Here is an 18,074-nt window from a genome sequence, read left to right as displayed (position 1 = left end):
CTCCCGTTCCGCCATGACCATCCCGTTCCCCGCCCGGCTGCCGCCGTTCCTGCGCCACGCGCTCCGCCCGCTGCTCGACCCGTACCGCCGCTACCGGCACGCGAAGCTGATCCATGCGGCGCGCGTCTCGCTCGCGATTCTCGTGTCGATCGCGCTGTCCACCGGCCTGAACGTGCCGCACGGCGAGTGGTCGACGATCACCGTGCTGATCGTCGTCGGCGGGCTGCAGCACCACGGCAACATCCGCAAGAAGGCGGCCGAGCGCGCGCTCGGCACGTCGATCGGCGCGCTCGCGGGGCTCGGGCTGATCCTCCTCTACTCGTTCCTGCACGCGCCGTTCGCGATCTACCTGCTGATGGCCATTGGATGCGGTATCTGCGCGTATCACGCGATCGGCAAGGCCGGCTACATCGCGCTGTTGTCGGCGATCACGATGGTGATCGTCGCCGGGCACGGCGACAACGAGATCGTCGACGGCCTGTGGCGCGCGGTGAACGTGCTGGTCGGCATCGCGATCGCGCTGGCGTTCTCGTTCGCGCTGCCGCTCTACGCGACCTATTCGTGGCGCTACAAGCTTGCCGATGCGCTGCGCGCGTGCGCGGCCGTGCATGCGCGGCTCGCGGGCGATCGCCAGGTCAGCGACGACGCGCACCTGAAGGAAATGGCCGCGCTGAGCGCGCTGCTCGTCCAGCTGCGCTCGCTGATGCCGTCGGTGTCGAAGGAATGCGAGACGTCGATGATGCAGCTCGAGGCGATCCAGCGCAGCCTGCGCCTGTGCATCGGTTATCTGGAGATCCTGTCGAGCGCGCTGCCGGCCCGCGACGATCTGGCCGCCCGCGAATACATGCGACTCGAAATGAAGGCGGTGAACCGGCGCATCCGCGACACGCTGGTCGGCGCGAGCCGCGCGCTCAAGTTCGGCACGCCGAGCCGGCTCGCCCCGCGCCGCCGGCCGACGGACGTGCCGCACGACGCGCCGCCGCCGCAGTTGTCCGGCTACGTGTCGATCACGGTCAAGCTGGCCGCGGAAGTCGATCAGCTGCGCGAGAAGCTGCTCGACACCGCGCAGTCGTGGAACATCTGACGTCGGCGGGGATCCGGGCTTCGCGCGTCCGTCTTTCATATACCTTTCAGATCGGCGCATCGGCATCCTGACGGCGGGCCGCCCCACCCGTCAGCCGATCCGGCCCCGGAAACACGGCCCGCGCCGGGCGCGTCGATGCCTGTTTCTGCCGCGATTTCGCACCGGCGAGCGCGGTATTCTCCACCCGGCTCACCGCCCGCCAGGCCCGCCGCGACAGGCCCGACGACGGTTCCGCGCGAAAATCAGCCCTTGCCCCAACCTCCCGGACAGCCGATACTCGCATATTCCGCGAAATACGATCCCACCGGCTTCAATCCACGGTAATTCCTATGAGCACGATTCTCGAAAGCCTCCCGACCGGCCAGAAGGTCGGTATCGCCTTCTCCGGCGGCCTGGACACCAGCGCTGCATTGCACTGGATGAAACTCAAGGGCGCCGTCCCGTACGCATACACGGCGAACCTCGGCCAGCCCGACGAAGACGATTACGACGCGATCCCGAAACGCGCGATCGAATACGGCGCAGCCGGCGCCCGCCTGATCGACTGCCGCGCGCAGCTCGTCGCCGAAGGCATCGCGGCGCTGCAAAGCGGCGCGTTCCACATCACGACGGCCGGCGTCACGTACTTCAACACCACGCCGATCGGCCGCGCCGTGACGGGCACGATGCTCGTCGCCGCGATGAAGGAAGACGGCGTCAACATCTGGGGCGACGGCAGCACGTACAAGGGCAACGACATCGAGCGCTTCTACCGCTACGGCCTGCTCGTGAACCCGGATCTGAAGATCTACAAGCCGTGGCTCGACCAGACGTTCATCGACGAGCTCGGCGGCCGTGCCGAAATGTCCGAATTCATGAACCAGGCCGGTTTCGCGTACAAGATGTCGGCCGAGAAGGCCTACTCGACCGATTCGAACCTGCTCGGCGCGACGCACGAAGCGAAGGATCTCGAAAGCCTCGAAAGCGGCATCAAGATCGTGAACCCGATCATGGGCGTCGCGTTCTGGCGCGACGACGTGAAGATCGCCGCCGAAGAAGTGACGGTGCGCTTCGAAGCCGGCCAGCCGGTCGCGCTGAACGGCGTCGAGTTCACCGACCCGGTCGAGCTGCTGCTGGAAGCGAACCGCATCGGCGGCCGCCACGGCCTCGGCATGAGCGACCAGATCGAGAACCGCATCATCGAGGCGAAGAGCCGCGGCATCTACGAAGCCCCGGGCCTCGCGCTGCTGTACATCGCGTACGAGCGTCTCGTCACCGGCATCCACAACGAAGACACGATCGAGCAGTACCGCGAGAACGGCCGCCGCCTCGGCCGCCTGCTGTACCAGGGCCGCTGGTTCGACCCGCAGGCGATCATGCTGCGCGAAACCGCACAACGCTGGGTCGCGCGCGCGATCACCGGCGAAGTGAAGATCGAACTGCGCCGCGGCAACGACTACTCGATCCTGAGCACGAAGTCGCCGAACCTCACGTACCAGCCGGAACGCCTGTCGATGGAGAAGGTCGCATCGACGTTCTCGCCGCGCGACCGGATCGGCCAGCTGACGATGCGCAACCTCGACATCACCGATACGCGCGACAAGCTGCGCGTGTACTCGCAAGTCGGGCTGCTGACGCCGGGTGAAGCGTCGGCGCTGCCGCAGATCAAGGGCGACGAGAAGTAAGTCGCTTCGCTCGACGCCGTGCCGCATCGCTGGATGCGGTACGGTTGGGCAGGCTGGGGGGCGCATCCTCTTCGCGCACTCGGCCTGCCACTCCTTCCGCCTCTCCCCCGCCTGCCTGCTTTCCCCTCCGCAATCGCATCGCCCCGCGTGACGTACCAACGGCACGGCATCGCCACACCCGTCATGGCAAGCTGCGAGTGTTCCGATTTCTGCGCTGACTCATGACCGCCCTGACCGTCATCCACCTGAACGGCCCCATCAACAGCGGCAAGACGACGATCGGTCTCGCGCTCGCACGCTTGCTGCCCGACGCACGCTTCATCGACGGCGACGATCACGATGCGCCCGAAGACGCACCGTTCGACGTGCAGTGGGCGATCGCGCTCGAACGTCTCGTCACGCAGATCACGCACGCACGTGAGCGTCATCTGGTCATCGCCTATCCGATCGGCGAAACGGAATTCGAGCGGCTGCGCGCCGCCTGCGACGCGCGCGATGCGCGGCTGTTCATCGTGACGCTCGCACCGCCCGAAGCGGTCGCATCGTCGAATCGCGGCTCGCGTGCGCTGACGGACTGGGAGCGCAACCGGATCGCCGAGATGTATCGCGAAGGCTATGCGTCGCGGCCGTTCAGCCAGATGGTGCTCGATACGTCCGATGCGACGCCTGATGCTTGTGCGGCGCGTATCGCACAACAAGTCGCGGCGACTGAGCCGTAACCGGCAAACCTGACCGCGCCCTTCACGCCGGCACGCGGATACCTCGCAACAGCCGGCGAAAGGCAGCTTCTTCGGCCTAAATAGGAAAACGTTTACTCTCCCGCCGCTTCTTGCTAGCATCGTCCTCGATCGGCATGAGCACGTTCACGGAAAGCCGATTGCAATCCTTGGAAATCCCGCAATTACCGGCATCACTGTTTCAGCCTTCGAGCCTCATCTGCTTTCTGTATTTTGGAGTGAATCCTGCGGGCAACCGATCTCGTTTCGACGATCAGGCGCCAGAATAGGAAAACGTTATCCACAACGTGGCGCCCAGCCACGGACCATCAGAGAGAGACACCATGAAGAACAGGATCATCCCGTGCGTCGTCGCCGTTCTGTCCGTTGCGTGCCTGTCCGCGTGCGGCGGCGACGATCCGGCCAGTCCGGCCGCCGCCGCCCGCCAGCAGGCCACCGTGATGGCGCTCAGCCCGTCGAACCCGCCCGGCTCGAACTTCAACCTCGCGCCGTTCACGCTGCAGTTGCCGACCGGCTCGTCCGGCAAGGTCGACACCGTGAGCGGCTCGTCGCTCGCGGGCGGCTACGTGAACCCGACGTATTTCTACACGGACGGCAGCGACGGATCGATGGTGATGATGGACCCGACGCAGGGCTGGACGACGTCCGGCTCACTGCATCCGCGCACCGAATTGCGCGAGAACGCGATCTGGCCGACCTCCGGCACCAACCGGCTGAACGCGACGGTGGCCGTCACGCAGGTGCCCGGCCACACGACGATCGGCCAGATCTTCCAGGGCACCGGCCCGAGCAAGCCGCTGTGCGAGCTGCAGTTCACGTCGGGCGGCGTCGTGCAATTGCTGCTCGAAAGCACCAACCAGGGCGGCAAGTCGACGACCACGCCGATCACCACGGTCGGCGTCGGCCAGAAGTTCAGCTACGCGCTGAGCCTGAGCGGCACGACGATCACCGTCACCGCGAACGGCACGACCAAGACCTTCACGATGGATTCAAGCTTCGACGGCGAGAGCTTCTACTTCAAGGCCGGCGACTACGACCAGACGGCCGTGTCCGGCACGCCGCTGACGACGCCCGGCACCGTCGTGAAGTTCTATGCGCTGACGCTCACGCATAGCTGATCGCGCGGCACGACGCATGAAGCCGGACGAGCGCACGTCATGCGCGACCGTCCGGCGTTTCGATGCATACGTCGCGCTTACGAGTGATGCCGCACCCCCGACACGGCGGCTTGCCTCGCCCCCTTGCGGCTCAACATCAGCGTGACGACCGCCGACACCGCGAGCGTACCCGCCACCACGTAGAGCCCCGCCGCATACCCGCCCGTCACGTGCTTCAACCAGCCGATCGCGAACGGCCCGACGAACCCGCCGAGATTGCCGATCGAGTTGATCATCGCGATGCCCGCCGCCGCGCCGGCGCCGGACAGGAACGCGCTCGGCATCGCCCATAGCGGCGCCTTCGCGGCGCTGATCCCGATGTTGACGACGACCAGCGCGAGCACGGTCAGCAGCGCGGTGCTCGCCTGCCCCGCGAACACGAAGCCGATGCAGGCGAGCACGCACGGAATCACGACGTGCCACGTGCGCTCGCCGGTACGATCCGAATGCCGCGCCCACGCGATCATCGCGACGACGGCGGCGATGCTCGGAATCCCGGTGAGCAGGCCCGTCTGCAGCGCGGTGAAGCCGAACTGCTTGACCATCAGCGGCGCCCACAGGCCGAGCGTGTACAGCCCCGCCGACGTGCCGAAGTAGATCAGCGCGAGCGCCAGCACGCGTGGGTCGCGCAGCGCCTGCCACGCGCCGGCCGTATGCCCGGCATGCGTGTGGCGCGCATCGGCTTCGGCTTTCAGCTTCGCGACCAGCCAGTCGCGCTCGTCCGCGCGCAGCCACGCCGCCTTCGACGGCGCATCGGTCAGGCACCTGAGCACGACGAAGCCGAGCACGACCGCCGGCAGCGCTTCGACGATGTACAGCATCTGCCAGTCGGCGAGCCCGAACATCGGCGGCATCTGCATGATCGCGCCCGACAGCGGCGAACCGATCGCGGTCGAGATCGGCGCGGCCGCCATGAACCACGCGGCGGCCACCGCGCGCTGCTTCGCGGGAAACCACAGGCTCAGGTACAGGATGATGCCGGGGAAGAACCCGGCTTCGGCCATGCCGAGCAGGAAGCGCAGCACGTAGAAGCTCGTCGGCCCGGCCGCGAATGCGGACACGGCCGACACGATCCCCCACGTGATCATCACGCGCGCGATCCAGAGGCGCGCGCCGACGCGATGAAGAATCAGGTTGGACGGCACCTCGAACAGGAAGTAGCCGATGAAGAACAGGCCGCCGCCGAATCCGAACGCGGTCGGCGACAGGCCAATCGCCTTGTTCATCGTCATCGCGGCGAAGCCGACGTTGACGCGATCGAGAAAGCTGACGAAGTAAAGCAGCATCACGAACGGAATGATGCGCCACATCAGTTTCCGCGCGACGCGGGTTTCCAGATCCGCTTGCATGTGTCTCCTCCTTCGAGGTCGAGCCGTCGAGTCGTCGAGTCGTGCTCGGTGTTTGAATGCTCGCCTGCGCCGCGACGAAGCGCGTGTGCCGGCGCGCCCCGCTCGCGTCGGGCGCGCGAGTCTCGGGGCAGGAAAATCCGGGGACGATGAACAGGTGACGAACGGTTACTGGGTGCGCATGCGCGCCGCCAGCCGCTGGTCGCTGGCCGCTCTGTCGCGGCCCGCCTGCCCATCGCCGCGCTTGTCGTCAGGCGGCGACCGCCGCGTTCGCGACGCGCTCGCACACGGCCGCCGTCACCTGCGCGGTCGTCGCGTTGCCGCCGAGGTCGCGCGTATGCAGCGACGGGTCGGCCGTCACGGCCTCGATCGCCTGCATCACCCGCGCGGCGGCGGCCGTTTCGCCGAGGTGCTCGAGCAGCATCACGACCGACCAGAACGTGCCGACCGGATTCGCGAGCCCCTTGCCCATGATGTCGAACGCGGAGCCATGGATCGGCTCGAACATCGACGGATAGCGGCGCTCGGGATCGATGTTGCCGGTCGGCGCGATGCCGAGGCTGCCGGCGAGCGCGGCCGCGAGATCGCTGAGGATGTCCGCATGCAGGTTGGTCGCGACGATCGTGTCGAGCGACGCCGGCCGGTTGACCATGCGCGCGGTCGCCGCATCGACGAGTTCCTTGTCCCACGTCACGTCGGGGAATTCCTGCGCGATCTGCTTCGCGATCTCGTCCCACATCACCATCGCGTGGCGCTGCGCGTTGCTCTTCGTGATCACGGTCAGCAGCTTGCGCGGGCGCGACTGCGCGAGCCGGAACGCGAAGCGCATGATGCGTTCGACGCCGGCACGCGTGAGGATCGACACGTCGGTCGCGGCCTCGATCGGATGGCCCTGGTGCACGCGGCCGCCGACGCCCGCATATTCGCCTTCCGAGTTCTCGCGGACGATCACCCAGTTCAGGTCGTCGGGCCCGCAGCGCTTCAGCGGCGCGTCGATGCCGGGCAGGATGCGCGTCGGGCGCACGTTCGCGTACTGGTCGAAGCCCTGGCAGATCTTCAGGCGCAGCCCCCACAGCGTCACGTGATCGGGCACGTCGGGGTCGCCCGCCGAGCCGAACAGGATCGCGTCCTTGCCGCGCAGCGCATCGAGGCCGTCGGCCGGCATCATCGCGCCGTGCCGGCGATAGTAGTCGGCGCCCCAGTCGAAATCCTCGAACTCGAACGCAAAGCGGTCGCTGCCGCGGGCCAGCGCTTCCAGCACCTGCTTGCCGGCAGGCACCACTTCCTTGCCGATCCCGTCGCCGGGAATCGTTGCGATACGGTAGGTCTTCATGCGCACATCCTCGATTGATCGTCAGCGTGAAGGCACTTTACCTAACCAGGAGTGCGGGAACCGGTGCTAGACTCAAAGCATCTTTAACTTGAATTCACGAATCCCGACATGGCGGATACCGTTCAGCCGGCCGATCTCGGCTTCTTCTCGACGCTGGCCGCGTCGGGCAGCCTGAGCGCGGCCGCGCGCGAACTCGGGCTGACCGCGGCGGCCGTCAGCAAGCGGCTCACGCAGATGGAGCGGCGCGCGGGCGTGACGCTCGTGAACCGCACGACGCGGCGGATGATGCTGACGCCCGAAGGCGACGTGTATCTCGACTACGCGCGCCGGATCCTCGACCAGATGGACGAACTCGGCGAACTGCTCGGCAGCGCGAAGCAGCGCCCGAAGGGGCTGCTGCGCGTGAACGCGACGCTCGGCTTCGGGCGCAACCAGGTCGGCCCCGCGATCTCGCGCTTCGTCGCGCGTTATCCGGAGGTGTCGGTGCAACTGCAGTTGTCGGTCATGCCGCCGCCGCTCACCGACGACGCGTTCGACGTATGCATCCGCTTCGGCGAGCCGCCCGATACGCGGGTCGTCGCGCGACGGCTCGCGCCGAACCGCCGGCTGCTGTGCGCGGCGCCCGCGTATCTCGCGCGGCACGGCACACCGGCGACGCCGCACGACCTGACGCGCCACAACTGCATCGGCATCCGGCAGGGGGACGAAGGTTACGGAATCTGGCGCCTGACGAGCGGGCGCGGCGCGGCACGCCACACGGAGGCCGTGCGGATCAACGGCAACCTGACGACGAACGACGGCGAGATCGCCGTGAAATGGGCGCTCGACGGGCACGGGATCCTGATGCGCGCGGAATGGGATCTGCGCGATTATCTCGCCGACGGCCGCCTGGTCGTCGTGCTGCCCGACCATGAGACGCCGAGCGCCGACATCTATGCGGTGTATGCGCAGCGTCACCAGATGTCCACGCGGATCCGGGCGTTCGTCGATTTTCTGGCGGACGCGCTGGGGCGGTGATCGGGACGCACGAAACGACGTCCGTCGATTCAGCAGAGACCAACGTGCGGCTCGGTCAAAAGCGCCAATGTTTCCGCTATTTCGCCAAAAAATCGCCAGGATATCGGCACCTTCACATGAGCCGGCAGCGCCCGGCCGCCGCCGTCCGCTTCGCCACGGCAACCCGGCGGGATCATCGATCCGCTTGCGCGATCTCGTCGGTCAAGCGCACGCACGCACCCACGACGATTGCGAACCGTTGACCGCGCCTGACTCGACACTTGCTGATCAAGCTGCGGCCATCTGGGCGTCCACCTGGTCAACCCTGTCCGCGGCGCCCACCGTCGGCCGCCACACCCGTGCGGTGATCAGGCCCGCATGGCCGCTCACCGCCGCCTCGAAACGCTCGGCGATCCAGTCGACGAACGCGCGCACGCCGGGCGACACATGCGGCCGCTTCACGTAGACGGCCGACACCGCGATCGCGTCGGGCCGCCAGCGCGGCAGCACTTCCCGCAACCGCCCCGCGTCGATCAGCGGCTGCGCGGCGACGCGCGGCGGCTGGATCAGCCCGAGGCCATGCATGCCGCACGCCAGATACGCAGGCTCGTCGTCCACGCTGACGATCCCGTCCATCCGCACCTTGCGCACCGCCCCATCGACGACGAAATCGAGTTCGGCCGTGCGCTGGCCCTGAACGGACGACATGCTGACCGCGCGATGCACGGCCAGGTCTTCGAGCGTACGCGGCACGCCATGGCGATCGAGATACGCGGGGCTCGCGCAGGTCACGCGCTCGAGCGTGCCGAGCCGGCGCGCGACAAGCGACGAATCGGGCAGTTCGCCGAGCCGGACACTGCAGTCGATCGCATCGCCGACGCGATCGGCCGCGCGCCCGGATACCCCCAGCGTCAGCACCAGATCGGGATGCCGCGCATGAAACGCGCCGAGCGCCGGCAGCACGATCGCGTCCGCGACCGCCGCCGGCAGCTCGACGCGCAGCGGCCCGCTCGGACGCAGCGCGGCGCCGCGAATGCTGGCTTCGAGTTCGTCGACATCGGCCGTGATACGCACGCAGCGCCGGTAATACGCGTCGCCTTCGGGCGTCGCCCGCAGCGCGCGCGTCGTACGCACCAGCAAAGGCATGCCGAGCGCCGTTTCGAGCTCCTGCACGGTCCGCGTCGCGGTGGCGCGCGAAATGCCGAGCGCCTGCGCCGCACGCGTAAAGCTGTTCATTTCGACGATGCGCGTGAAGATGCGCATCGCGCGGATCGGATTGTCCACCGGACACCCCTGCATGTTTGCCGCATGCCGCGGCGCGCGCTTGCGCGCCGTGCATGCGTATCGAGGAACGCCGCGCCGTCGGCGCGGCAGCGTGGCCTCAGCCGTTCGCCGCTGCGGCGCCGCGCGCCGGTTCGTCGAGCAACTGCTGCGCCAGCGCGAGCGCGTCGTCGCGGGTGGCTGCCGCGTTCAGCGGATAGCCCCATACCTTCTCGAACGCACCCGAGAATGCGTTGAGCGCCACGCGCCGCGCTGCGTCGGGCTCGATCGCGATCATCGCAGGGATCCACTCACGCGACTGCGCGCGGTTGGCCTTGCTCCACTTCGCGAGCTGCTTGCGCAACTCGTGATCGTCCCCGCCGCGATCGTCGCCGGACGGCGCGTCGTCGGTCAGAAGAACGAACGGTTCGCGACGCGCCAGCAACGCGTCGAGCTCGGCGATCAGGCGGGCGGGGTCGGTGTGCGTCGAACCGGTGTAACGCAACCAGACAAACGGGAATTCAGTCGTGACGATTTGCATGTCGGCCTCCAGATGAGAACGATTCTCATTTTATGGATCGAGGCCTGCGGCGTCATTTATCGCCCCGGCCAACCGCTTGCTCAATCCGGCCAATCGCGCACACGTGGCGGCACGGCCTTCGTCGTTCAGCGTTGCCGGTCGGTCAGGAATTGCGTCGGCGACTTGCCGGTCGCCTTGCGGAACATCGTCACGAAGCTGCTCGCGCTCTCGTAGCCGAGATCGATCGCGATCTGGTGCACGCGGCGGCCCGCCGTCAGCATTCGCAGCGACAGCGCGACGTGCAGCCGCCGGCGCCAGTCGCCGACGCTCATCCCGAGCTCCTTCGCCGCGAGCCGCGTCAGGCTGCGCTCGCTGATGCCCACGCGCCGCGCGAGTTCGGCCAGCGGCGACTTGTCGGCCGGATCGTCGAGCAGATGGTCGATCAGCTTGCGCAGCCGCCGGTCGGCCGGCATCGGCAGGTACAGATCCTCGACCGGCGCCGCGACGAGTTCGTCGAGCAGCGTCGCCATCAGCCGCCCCTGCGGCCCGTCGACGTCGTACAGGTTCGGGAAGCTCGCCGCCTTCAGCAGCAGCTCGCGCAGCAGCGGCGACACCGACAGCGTGCAGCAGCGCGCAGGGAGGTCGAGCGCGGCGTCGGGTTCGACCAGCACCGCGTAGAACGTCGCGCCGGCCGAGCCGCGCGCCGAATGCGGGACATCGCCCGGAATCCACACCGTGCACTGCGGCGGCGCGCTCCACACGCCGCCGTCGATCTCGCAGTAGATCACGCCGCTCAGCGTGTAGAGCAGTTGTGCCTGCGGATGACTGTGCCGCTCGTGCAGCCATTCGGGCTCGACGACCGAGCCGCCGAACACGACGAGCGGACGCGGCACGTGGAAGACTGCGTCATCCGCTGCGGGATCGGTGGTCGGTGGAAGCTGGCTCATGAAACGGTAGATGAGGAGGGAAGCCGGACGCGCTGCCCGCGCGCCTTTTCGTGCTTATACCAGAAAGGGGTTGATCCGGCCGTGCCGGTGCCCGGGCGGCGTCTGCGGTCGCGCGCCGAAACGAATACAATGCCCCGATCCCCCGCCGCTGCGCCCACCTGCCGGAGCCGCCATGTTCGACCTGACCACGCTGACCACCTTCACGGCCGTCGTCCTGGGCCTGTTCCTGATTCCCGGCCCCGCCGTGCTGCTCGTGCTGAGCCGCACCGTGCAGGGTGGCCGCAAGACCGGCATCCTGACCGGCCTCGGCGTCGCCAGCGGCGACTTCGTGCACACGCTGTTCGCGGCCGTCGGCCTGTCGGCGCTGCTGATGACGTCGGCGCTCGCGTTCAACGTCGTGAAGGTGGTCGGCGCCGCGTACCTGATCTATCTCGGCGTGCGCGCGCTGATCGAGAAGCCGTCCGATCCGTCGCTGCCGAGCGTGTCGCCGGTCACGCCGCTCAAGGCGTACCTGCAGGCAATTCCCGCCGAAGTGCTGAATCCGAAGACCGCGCTGTTCTTCCTCGCGTTCATGCCGCAGTTCGTGCATCCGGAACGCGGCTCGACGTTCGTGCAGTTCGCGGTGCTCGGGCTGATCTTCGTCGTGCTCAGCTCGCTCTACACGACGCTGATCGCGTGCTCGATCCGCCCGCTCGGCCGCATCGTGAAGCGGCTCACGTGGCTCACGCGCTGGCAGGGGAAGATCATCGGCTCGATCTTCATCGCGCTCGGGCTGCGCGTGGCGGCGCAGCAGCGCTGACACGCGCGGCCGCATGACGTCTGCCGCCGCGCCCGCCGGCGAAGCCCTTTACACCGACCCGCGCCTCGTCGCGCTCTACGACCTGTTCAACGCGGGCGACCAGGACTTCGCGTTCTACGCGTCCGTGATCGGTGCCGCACGGCAACGCATCCTCGATCTCGGCTGCGGCACCGGCACGTTCGCGCGCCGGCTGGCGGCGGCTGGACACGACGCCGTCGCGATCGACCCCGCGCCGGCGATGATCGAATACGCCCGACGCCAGCCCGGCGCCGACACCGTGCACTGGCTCGCATGCGGGCTCGACAGCCTGCCGCCTGGCGCACCACCGTTCGATGCGGTCGTGATGACCGGGCATGCGTTCCAGTGCCTGCTGACCGACACCGAAATCGACGCGATGCTGCGCGGCGTGCGGCGCGTGCTCGCCGACGGCGGCCGCTTCCTGTTCGACACCCGCAATCCGCGCATCCAGCCGTGGCGTAAATGGACGCAGGAGCATTCGGCATGCAGCGTCGAGTCACGCGAAGCGGGCATCGTCGATCTTCATCATGCGGTGCGCTCGGTGGACGGTGCGATCGTGACGTTCGACACGCACTACCGCTTCCGTCGTGACGACACGGTGCTGACGAACACGAGCCGGCTGCGTTTCATCGCGCAACCCGATCTGCAGGCGCGCGTGATCGCAGCCGGATTCGCGTCGGCCGACTGGTACGGCGACTGGCAGCACGCGCCGTTCGACGAGGCGACCAGCGCGGAGATCATCGCGATCTGCCGCGCCTGAGTGCGTGCGCTGCTACCGCGTCAACCCGCCACGGGCAGCGTGTCCACCGCATACGCATGCCGCAGCGTGCGGCCCAGCACCGGATCTTCCAGCTCGACCTCGAACCGCTCGGCCGGCCGGATGCCGCCGATCGCCGCAAGCGTGCCGCACAGCATCGCGGTGCCGTCGACGAAGCGGCCGTCGTGGCGTGCGAACTGCGCGAGCAGGTCGTCCGGCGCGCGCATCGCGGTCACCTTGCCCTCCTGATACAGCACGCGCTCGCCGTCGATCGTCGCGTACGCGCGCAGCACGAGCTGATCCCAGTGCCCGGCCACGTCGTCGAACTTCCACAGCGTGTTCGCGCACGGCTTGCCGCACATCTGCTTCGACACGGTGATCCCGTAGGTCTCGACTTCACGATCGGTGTGGTCGGACGCGATGCCCACGAAGGTCTCGCCGCCGTCGCGCACCAGCACGAATTCCGCTTCGCCGCTGCTCTGCTCGCCCGATACCTGGATCGCGGGCGACGGATCGAGGCGATCGGCCGCGACGCGGTAGAACACGGGCGTCGTCGCCGGGCGCTTGACGCCGAGTTCCTCCAGTTCGCGGATGTGCTTCTCCATGGCGACCGTGTCGCGGCCGGTCCAGCCCGCGATCACGAGCGTGTCGATCGCGATCGCGCGCTCGGTGCGGCCGTCGCGACCGTCGATCGCGAACGTGATGGTTTTCATCGAATGCTCCTCGTGGCGGGCAGCGCACGCGCTGCGCGCTGCCGCCCGCCGTGTGTCGTGGATCGGCCGGGCTTACGCCGGGTCGTAGTAGTGGATCTCCAGCAGCACGCAGCCGCCGTCCGACTTGAACGGGCCGTGCCATGCGCCGGGCGGACGCACTGCGTACGTGTAGCCCTTGAACGGCGTACCGCCGTTGCCGTGCTCGTCGTTGCCGACGGTCAGGTCGCCCTCGACGAGAAACACCTCCTCCCAGTAGTCGTGCACGAACGGCTTCTTCGTATGCAGCCCGGCCGGCAGGCGCAACAGGCGCGTGCGGCTGCCGCGCTTGCGCTCGGTGTCGAGCGCGCCGGACAGGATCAGTTCCTGCGCGCCGGACGCCGGGTCATAGCCTTCCGGCAGGCGCCAGTCGCGTTGCATGTCCAGCGTATGGAATTCGTCGTGAAGCTTGTTGATGGCCATCTGTCTCTCCTGTGGCGATAGCGGGTGAGTCGGGCGCACGGCGACGCATCAGGCGGCGCGCGGCGTCGACAGTTCCTGGTTCAACGAATAACTGCCGAGCATCGAATCGACGAGATGCGACGCGCGCTGCCAGTCGTACGTGCGATACGCGTGCCCCTTCGTGACGAACGACGCGCCGGCATAGAACAGCTCGTACTGGTTGTGGCGCGACGCGAATTCGGAGCCGACCGCATCCCACGCGAGCTTGAAGAACTTCACGCGTTCTTCGGACGAACACACGGGCGACTTCTGTGTTTTCTCGATGATGCGGAGCAGGTCGGGATTCTCGAAGTCGCGCACGCTGGACGGCAGCATGATCATTCCGCCGCCGGCGAGCTCGCGCAGCGTGTTGAGCACCTTCGAATAGAGCTGCTGCGTGACGACCTGCGAGCCGTACAGCATGTTGCGGTCGGGCACGTAGAAACCGTTGACGACGGTGCCCTTCGCTTCCATCCCGTAGACCCACGCCTCGACCATCGACGCTTCGGCCGCGAGCTGGCCCAGCGTTTCGCGCACCTGCGGGAACGTATTCGTGCCGTTGACCTCGGAGATCTTCAACCCGAGCCCGACGAGGAAGCGCAGCTTCGTCATCAGCCGCACCTGGCATTGGTAGTTCTGGTACACGTGCGCGGGCGTCGCGTGGAACTGCTTCGCGCACATCGCGGTGTTGCCGGCGACGAAGATCCGCTCCCACGGCACCTTCACGTCGTCGAAATACAGCACCGCGTCGTTCTCGTCGAAGCGGCTCGACAGCGGGTTGTCGAACACCGACGTCGCGTTCTCCTCGTACGACTTGCGCGACAGGATCTTCATGCCCTTCGCGTTCATCGGCACCGCGAACGACAGCGCGTACATCTCGTCGCCTTCGCGCAGCGGCTGGATGCAGCTGCAGAACACCTCGTTCGCCATGATCCCGCTCGTCGCGAGCATCTTCGCGCCGCGCACCGTGATGCCTTCGGCATCCTGATCGACGATGCCGACCGCGAGGTACTTGTCCTCCTGCTCGTGTGCGGACTTCGACTGGTTCCCCTGCGGATTCACGATCACGTAGGTCAGGAACAGGTCGTTGTCGCGCGCATGGCGGTAGTAGTCGCGCAGCGCGCCCGCTCGCGCCGGATCGTATTGCTCGAACACGTCGGCGCCCATGAACATCCCGGAAAGACAGGATGCGACGTGATCCGGCGAACGCCCCATGAAGCCGTAGTGCAGCTCCGACCACGCTTCCAGCGCGGCACGGCGCTCGACGAGTTCGTCATAGGACGTCGGCAGTTGCCAGATCCGGCTGACGCGGTTGCCCGAGTCGGGCGAGACGAACGTCATCTTCTCGACGTTCTCGTCGCGCGCCTGGTAGTCGTACAGGCTCGCGTAGCTGCGGATCGAATTGCGGAATGCCGCGTGCGCGGTCACGTCGCCGACCGGCTGGCCGTTCAGGTAGACCTGCCGCCCGTCGCGCAGCGACGCGATGTGCTGAGTCCCGTTCTTGATCATGGTGTCCTCCAGGGTGGAATGAAACGTGGATTGCAGTCAGGCAGACGGCGCGTGCATGCCGTCGAGCGTGCGGTAGCGGCCGCCGAAGAAGATCAGCGGGCGCCCTTCCGAACGCGCGCAGTGCCGCGTCACGCGGCCGACGAAGATCACGTGATCGCCGCCGTCGTACTGCGCATAGGGTTCGCATTCGAATGTCGCGAGCGCGTCGGGCAGCAGCACTGCGCCATCGTCATCGGCTGCGTCCGCACGCCAGCCCCACTTGTCGCCGTTCGCCTTCGCGAAGCAGTTCGACAGGTGCTGCTGCGTCTCGTCGAGCACGTTGACCGCATAGCCTTCCGCGCCGGCCAGGTCGCCGAGGCTCAGGCTGCGACGGTCGACCGAGAACAGGATCAGCGGCGGATCCAGCGACACCGAATTGAACGACGCGACCGTGATGCCGATCGGCATCCCCTCCTTGCGCGGGGCGGTAATCACCGCGACGCCCGTCGCGAACATCGACAGTGCCGTGCGAAAGCGCCGCTGCTCGTCGGCGCCCGCGCCGGTTCCGGCATGGTTCTCGCTCATCTCGTCCTCCTTGGGTTGCATCGCCGGATTCCGCAGTGGAATCCGGCCCAACAAAGCACCGTTATTTAGCTTTGTTATTTAGCTTTTATTAAATGTAAACACAAAGGCGGGTTCAAGTTGTCGTAAACCCTGAATTTGAAAGCTTTGTTTGAAAGACAACCCTACTGGCGGGATGGATGTTGCGCGACGTCCGGGAATGTCCACGTACACTGCGGCTACCCTGTTCCCCGGTGCTTTCGGGCACCGCGGGAGACACCGTCTTCCGGAGCCGCATCGATGCAATCCCGTCCGATCTACATGGACTACAGCGCGACGACGCCCGTCGATCCGCGCGTGGTCGACAAAATGGTGCCGTTCCTGCACGAGCAGTTCGGCAACCCGGCGTCACGCAGCCACGGCTACGGCTGGGCGGCCGAGCAGGCCGTCGAGGAAGCGCGCGCGCACGTCGCCGCATTGCTCGGCGCCGACCCGCGCGAAATCGTGTGGACGTCCGGCGCGACCGAGGGCAACAACCTCGCGATCAAGGGTGCCGCGCACTTCTACCAGGGCAAGGGCAAGCACCTCGTCACGGTGAAGACCGAGCACAAGGCCGTACTCGATACGTGTCGCGAACTCGAACGCCAGGGCTTCGACGTCACGTATCTCGACGTGCGGGAAGACGGCCTGCTCGATCTCGATACCGTGCAGCAAGCGCTGCGCGCCGACACGATCCTGGTGTCGGTGATGCTCGCGAACAATGAAACGGGCGTGATCCAGCCGGTGGCCGAGATCGGTGCGCTGTGCCGCGCACGCGGCATCGTGTTCCATTGCGACGCGGTGCAGGCGGCCGGCAAGATTCCGGTCGACGTGAATGCATTGAACGTCGACCTGCTGACGGTGACCGCACACAAGGTCTACGGCCCGAAGGGAATCGGCGCGCTGTACGTGCGCCGCAAGCCACGCGTGCGGATCGAAGCGCAGATGCATGGCGGCGGCCATGAGCGCGGGATGCGTTCGGGCACGCTGCCGACGCACCAGATCGTCGGGATGGGCGAGGCGTTCCGGCTCGCGAAGGAAGAGATGGCGGAAGAAAGCCGCCGTGTCGGCGCCTTGCGCGACCGGTTGCTGGCCGGCCTGTCGACACTCGACGAGGTTTACGTGAACGGCGATCTCACCCGCCGGATTCCGCACAATCTGAACGTCAGCTTCAATTTCGTCGAAGGCGAGTCGCTGATCATGGGAATCAAGGGCGTCGCGGTGTCGTCAGGCTCCGCGTGCACGTCGGCATCGCTGGAGCCGTCGTACGTGCTGCGCGCGCTGGGCCGCAGCGACGAGCTCGCGCACAGCTCGATCCGCTTCACGCTCGGCCGCTTCACGACCGAAGCCGAAGTCGACAGCGTGATCGCGCAGGTGCGCGACACGGTCGGCAAGCTGCGTGAGCTGAGCCCGCTGTGGGACATGCATCTCGAAGGGGTCGACCTGAATACGATCGAGTGGGCCGCGCACTGAGCACGGCCGATGCGTCAGGCCGGCCGACGAGCGCGGCCGGTACGCGTCAGCCTTTTTCCAGGCGCGCGATCAGGTGGGCGAGATCGAGCGTCGCGCGGTCGCCATTGGTGACGAGGCGGTCGATCACCGAGCAGAGCGCCTTGAATTCGGTCTTCGTCACGCCCTCGAACAGCACGTTGTTGATGCGCTGCTGCGTATCGGCGAACGCCTTCAGCAGCTTCGAGCCGGCCGGCGTGACCGTGAGCCGCATCTTGCGCTTGTCGTCGGGGTCCGAGCGTTTGTCGATCAGGCCGAGCTTCTTCAGCTTGCCGGTCTCGATCGTGACGAATGCGCCGCTCAGGTGCAGGTGATCGGCGAGGCGATTGACGGTCACGACATCGTCGTGCGACAGATGCGAAACCGAGACGAGCAGCGAATACTGGATGCCGGTGAGGCCGATCAGCGAGCCGAAGCCGTCGCGCACCGACAGCAGGCGGGCCGCGAACGGCAGCAGCCCGTTGATCAGGTGACGAAATTCCGTGTCCGTGCCGTCGATCAGGCAGGCCGGGTTGGTAATGGTCAGAACGGACTCCTCTTGCTGCTTGGCCATGACTTCGACGCTCCGTACGGTCATGCGAATTTAGCTTTGAAACGAAATTATACGGCAAAGGCACATCCGCCCCTGGCCAGGCCCGGCCGGCGCATGTGTCCCGATTTCCCGATACA

Annotated in this window: 18 protein-coding genes; 8 read left to right on the top strand and 10 right to left on the bottom strand. The window is 67.0% G+C overall.

Annotated features, from left to right (window positions below):
* Window positions 1-13: 13 nt before the first annotated feature.
* The 4 genes from CFB39_RS21220 to CFB39_RS21205 all read left to right on the top strand — a co-directional run bounded on the left by CFB39_RS21220 (window position 14) and on the right by CFB39_RS21205 (window position 4,603).
* A complete protein-coding gene (locus CFB39_RS21220; RefSeq protein WP_089474330.1) occupies window positions 14-1,084 on the top strand; it encodes an FUSC family protein in 1,071 nt (356 codons plus the stop codon).
* A 329-nt stretch (window positions 1,085-1,413) separates the two neighbouring features.
* On the top strand, window positions 1,414-2,748 hold the full coding sequence (gene argG / locus CFB39_RS21215; RefSeq protein WP_069250949.1) for an argininosuccinate synthase: 1,335 nt from the start codon (window positions 1,414-1,416) through the stop codon (window positions 2,746-2,748).
* Between the two features lie 221 nt (window positions 2,749-2,969).
* Window positions 2,970-3,467: a shikimate kinase gene (locus CFB39_RS21210; RefSeq protein ID WP_089428148.1), complete on the top strand. Its 498-nt coding sequence runs from the start codon at window positions 2,970-2,972 to the stop codon at window positions 3,465-3,467.
* 341 nt (window positions 3,468-3,808) lie between these two features.
* Window positions 3,809-4,603 (top strand): polysaccharide lyase family 7 protein, encoded by a 795-nt coding sequence (locus tag CFB39_RS21205; protein ID WP_089474329.1) that lies wholly within the window; start codon window positions 3,809-3,811, stop codon window positions 4,601-4,603.
* A gap of 77 nt (window positions 4,604-4,680) precedes the next feature.
* Here CFB39_RS21205 and CFB39_RS21200 read toward each other — a convergent pair whose 3' ends face one another.
* Together CFB39_RS21200 and CFB39_RS21195 are read right to left on the bottom strand one after the other, a co-directional pair.
* The gene (locus CFB39_RS21200; protein ID WP_089474328.1) at window positions 4,681-5,991 is read right to left on the bottom strand and encodes an MFS transporter; all 1,311 of its coding nucleotides are present in this window, start codon (window positions 5,989-5,991) and stop codon (window positions 4,681-4,683) included.
* 247 nt (window positions 5,992-6,238) lie between these two features.
* Window positions 6,239-7,321 carry a tartrate dehydrogenase gene (locus tag CFB39_RS21195; protein WP_089474327.1) on the bottom strand — a complete coding sequence of 361 codons (1,083 nt, stop codon included), beginning with the start codon at window positions 7,319-7,321 and terminating at the stop codon, window positions 6,239-6,241.
* Between the two features lie 108 nt (window positions 7,322-7,429).
* Between CFB39_RS21195 and CFB39_RS21190 the strand changes: the two genes are divergently transcribed.
* On the top strand, window positions 7,430-8,338 hold the full coding sequence (locus tag CFB39_RS21190) for a LysR substrate-binding domain-containing protein (RefSeq protein ID WP_089474326.1): 909 nt from the start codon (window positions 7,430-7,432) through the stop codon (window positions 8,336-8,338).
* A 267-nt stretch (window positions 8,339-8,605) separates the two neighbouring features.
* On the opposite strand, the gene CFB39_RS21185 is transcribed toward CFB39_RS21190, so the two are convergent.
* The 3 genes from CFB39_RS21185 to CFB39_RS21175 all read right to left on the bottom strand — a co-directional run bounded on the left by CFB39_RS21185 (window position 8,606) and on the right by CFB39_RS21175 (window position 11,044).
* A complete protein-coding gene (locus CFB39_RS21185) occupies window positions 8,606-9,601 on the bottom strand; it encodes a LysR family transcriptional regulator (RefSeq protein ID WP_256991440.1) in 996 nt (331 codons plus the stop codon).
* A gap of 97 nt (window positions 9,602-9,698) precedes the next feature.
* Window positions 9,699-10,118 carry an ATP--cob(I)alamin adenosyltransferase gene (locus CFB39_RS21180; protein WP_089474325.1) on the bottom strand — a complete coding sequence of 140 codons (420 nt, stop codon included), beginning with the start codon at window positions 10,116-10,118 and terminating at the stop codon, window positions 9,699-9,701.
* A gap of 125 nt (window positions 10,119-10,243) precedes the next feature.
* A complete protein-coding gene (locus CFB39_RS21175; RefSeq protein ID WP_089474324.1) occupies window positions 10,244-11,044 on the bottom strand; it encodes a helix-turn-helix domain-containing protein in 801 nt (266 codons plus the stop codon).
* Between the two features lie 172 nt (window positions 11,045-11,216).
* Here CFB39_RS21175 and CFB39_RS21170 point away from each other — a divergent pair, with 172 nt between their 5' ends.
* The gene (locus CFB39_RS21170; protein WP_089474323.1) at window positions 11,217-11,843 is read left to right on the top strand and encodes a LysE family translocator; all 627 of its coding nucleotides are present in this window, start codon (window positions 11,217-11,219) and stop codon (window positions 11,841-11,843) included.
* 13 nt (window positions 11,844-11,856) lie between these two features.
* The gene (locus CFB39_RS21165) at window positions 11,857-12,621 is read left to right on the top strand and encodes a bifunctional 2-polyprenyl-6-hydroxyphenol methylase/3-demethylubiquinol 3-O-methyltransferase UbiG (RefSeq protein WP_089474322.1); all 765 of its coding nucleotides are present in this window, start codon (window positions 11,857-11,859) and stop codon (window positions 12,619-12,621) included.
* Between the two features lie 20 nt (window positions 12,622-12,641).
* On the opposite strand, the gene CFB39_RS21160 is transcribed toward CFB39_RS21165, so the two are convergent.
* From CFB39_RS21160 to CFB39_RS21145, 4 genes are all read right to left on the bottom strand, one after another.
* Entirely contained in the window at window positions 12,642-13,331 is a 690-nt protein-coding gene (locus CFB39_RS21160) for a DUF2848 domain-containing protein (RefSeq protein WP_089474321.1), read from the bottom strand.
* Between the two features lie 72 nt (window positions 13,332-13,403).
* Complete coding sequence (locus tag CFB39_RS21155; RefSeq protein WP_089474320.1) at window positions 13,404-13,790, bottom strand: cupin; 387 nt, start codon at window positions 13,788-13,790, stop codon at window positions 13,404-13,406.
* A gap of 48 nt (window positions 13,791-13,838) precedes the next feature.
* Window positions 13,839-15,317 (bottom strand): 4-hydroxyphenylacetate 3-hydroxylase family protein, encoded by a 1,479-nt coding sequence (locus tag CFB39_RS21150; RefSeq protein ID WP_089474319.1) that lies wholly within the window; start codon window positions 15,315-15,317, stop codon window positions 13,839-13,841.
* Window positions 15,318-15,353: 36 nt separating this feature from the next.
* Window positions 15,354-15,902 carry a flavin reductase family protein gene (locus CFB39_RS21145; RefSeq protein WP_089428158.1) on the bottom strand — a complete coding sequence of 183 codons (549 nt, stop codon included), beginning with the start codon at window positions 15,900-15,902 and terminating at the stop codon, window positions 15,354-15,356.
* A 255-nt stretch (window positions 15,903-16,157) separates the two neighbouring features.
* On the opposite strand from CFB39_RS21145, the gene CFB39_RS21140 reads away from it, so the two are divergent.
* Window positions 16,158-17,369, top strand: coding sequence for an IscS subfamily cysteine desulfurase (locus CFB39_RS21140; protein WP_089474318.1), 1,212 nt, complete (start codon window positions 16,158-16,160; stop codon window positions 17,367-17,369).
* A 46-nt stretch (window positions 17,370-17,415) separates the two neighbouring features.
* On the opposite strand, the gene CFB39_RS21135 is transcribed toward CFB39_RS21140, so the two are convergent.
* Window positions 17,416-17,958 carry a MarR family winged helix-turn-helix transcriptional regulator gene (locus CFB39_RS21135; RefSeq protein ID WP_089474317.1) on the bottom strand — a complete coding sequence of 181 codons (543 nt, stop codon included), beginning with the start codon at window positions 17,956-17,958 and terminating at the stop codon, window positions 17,416-17,418.
* Window positions 17,959-18,074: the final 116 nt, after the last annotated feature.

It is taken from the genome of Burkholderia sp. AU6039 (genome assembly GCF_002223365.1).
Taxonomy (GTDB): Bacteria; Pseudomonadota; Gammaproteobacteria; order Burkholderiales; family Burkholderiaceae; genus Burkholderia.
Note: the sequence above shows the minus strand (reverse complement) of the source record. Positions and strands in the feature narration are given on the sequence as shown.